Origin of the sequence: Actinomyces sp. oral taxon 849 str. F0330, assembly GCF_000239715.1 — a bacterium.
In the GTDB taxonomy this organism is placed as follows: domain Bacteria; phylum Actinomycetota; class Actinomycetes; order Actinomycetales; family Actinomycetaceae; genus Actinomyces; species Actinomyces johnsonii.
Genome location: NZ_JH470356.1, coordinates 63,239 through 65,396 on the forward strand (window position 1 = coordinate 63,239; position 2,158 = coordinate 65,396).

General features: G+C 70.7%; 2 pseudogenes. One reads left to right on the forward strand and one right to left on the reverse strand.

Annotated elements, in window-relative coordinates:
* Positions 1 to 1,435, reverse strand: a pseudogene (locus HMPREF0975_RS16265) (hypothetical protein); the annotation flags it as partial.
* A gap of 489 nt (positions 1,436 to 1,924) precedes the next feature.
* Here HMPREF0975_RS16265 and HMPREF0975_RS16270 point away from each other — a divergent pair.
* Positions 1,925 to 2,158: pseudogene (locus HMPREF0975_RS16270) on the forward strand (hypothetical protein); the annotation flags it as partial.

Below are 2,158 nucleotides of genomic sequence, written 5' to 3' on the forward strand. Positions count from 1 at the left end.
CCACGCCGCCGGCCAGCGCCGCAACGGCCCGCGCCTGAGCACCGGCGTCATCAGCAGGATCGGCATCATCAGCGTCATCAGCAGGGTCGGCGTCGTCGGCACGGTCGTCGTCCGTTTCAAGATCGTCACCCAGGTCAATGGTGATGGGGCCGGTCAGGGAGTCCCCGCTGAGGATGTCGGCCAGGTCCCGGCCGACGCCGACGCCGGCAGTCTTGTCAGCACCGCTATCAGTGCCATATGCGCCGGGCCGCTCACCATCATCCTTGCCGTCTGGGGCGTCCTCGTCGTCGCCATCGCGGTCGCCATCGCGGTCGGCACCGCCGTGCCCGTTCTCGAAGTCAGATGCGGCGGTGCGGGGCTGAGGCTCAGCACCGCCGACGATGTCGGGGTCATCGGCGGCAGCACCGGCTGAGGCATCCGTATGAGATTCGGGCGGGTCACCCGCCGTGTCGGGCCCGTCTGCCCCAGAGGCATTATCGGAGCTGTCGCCGGATGCGCCATGGGCGTTGTCATCGGCGATGTCCTCGGCCGATTCCCGGGCCCGGTCCTCGTCCCTGGCCTCCGCCCGCCCCTGGGCCGCCAGGGCATGCACCTGTGGCTGCTCGGCGGTCACGGCCACCGGCTCGAACAGCTCGGAGAGCGCATCGGCGGCGCCCGATGCGGCGAAAGCCCCCGCGGGGATGGCTCCGCCGCCGTCTGCGCCGGGGTCTGCATCGAGGTCTCCGACGGGTTCCGGCGGCAGGACGATCTCGATGGGGCCGGTCACCGGGCTCGTCTGCTCAACCTGCTCGGAGGCGTCGACGGCGCGCGAGCCGTCCGCGCCCGCAGCGCCGGCAGAACCTGCCAGAGCCGGGCGGGGCGCGCGGGCCACGAGCAGTGGCCCGCCCGAGGCCACGTCCATCCCCGAGATCTTCTCCACGACGACGACGATGCGCGACTCATCCACGATGCGCACGTCCACCTCGTGGATCTCCAGGCCAGAGGAGGCCAGGACGCCCAGCCCCCCGACGACGTCGGGCTCCAGGGCGGCGCTCAGGATCGTTAGCCGCGGCCCGGGCTCGACCTGGGCCGGCATGGCCTCGCGGAACTCGTTCCAGTCCTCGCTGAAGGCCCCCAGCCCGCCCGCGTACCTGCTGGCAATCTCGCGTCGGCCTGCGGCGGCGGCCTGGGTCAGGCGCGACATGGCGGCCAGCAGCCCGGCGGAGTCGACGCGTTCAAGGACCTCGACGACGACGACCTGCCCGGTGGCATCCAGAGCGGTCAGGCTCGCTCCGCCGTCGATCTCATCCCAGGACAGCGGGAAGAGCGGACGACGCAGGACGTCGACGATTTGACGCTGAATGGCGACCAGGCTGTGAGACAGTGTGATGGAATCGGCGGAGCGTCCCAGGCGCACGGGCAGGAGGTGGTTGCCATCAAGCTCGTACATGGCCATGGATGGGGCCGCCTTTCCTCGTCGTCCTGCTCCGCGATGGCCTCCAGCACGGGCAGGCACGCGAACAGACGAATGCACGGTCGAGCCGTCCGTCACCGCAGCGCCCAGCCATCCTGTCACGACCGCTAGCACACGGCAGACTATCTCATCACAGCAACGCTGGGTGGTCCACCGAGCCTGTACGCCGGACCCGAAACAGTGACAAAACCGCCGCCCTGCGGGGCGCTCGGGGGTTTCTCTCAGGGGCGCCCCCGACTCTCGGAGAGACCGGTCTCATGGTCATATCCCCCTCGAGGGGGATGAGGATGCCTACGAAGTGGATAAGAATGTCGGCTGGCCGGTCCCCTCCGGCCCGACCCTCTGCGGTACCTTCGGGCATCCCATGAGCCCTTCTGGTCTCCGCCGCTCACCGGTGGGCCCCGGCCCTGGGGAACCAACCGGTCTTTATCCGCCGCCAACCTCTCATCACCTACCGTCTGAGGAGTGTTCATGCCGTCGGCCCCGTCCAGTACAGCTCCCCCGGACGTGCCCGAGAACGCGCCCTCCCCGGCGTCCTCCGCCGTCTCCTCGCAGCCACCTGCGGCGCCTCCCTCCCAGAAGGCCCCCGACACATCCACCGTTCCGACGACGCCCGCCGCCCGGCCCTCCCGCCTGATCGCGTACGCGCACCGGGCCTGGCGGGACACGCGCGCCTGGCTGGCCCCCGCACCGGCCGCCACCGCC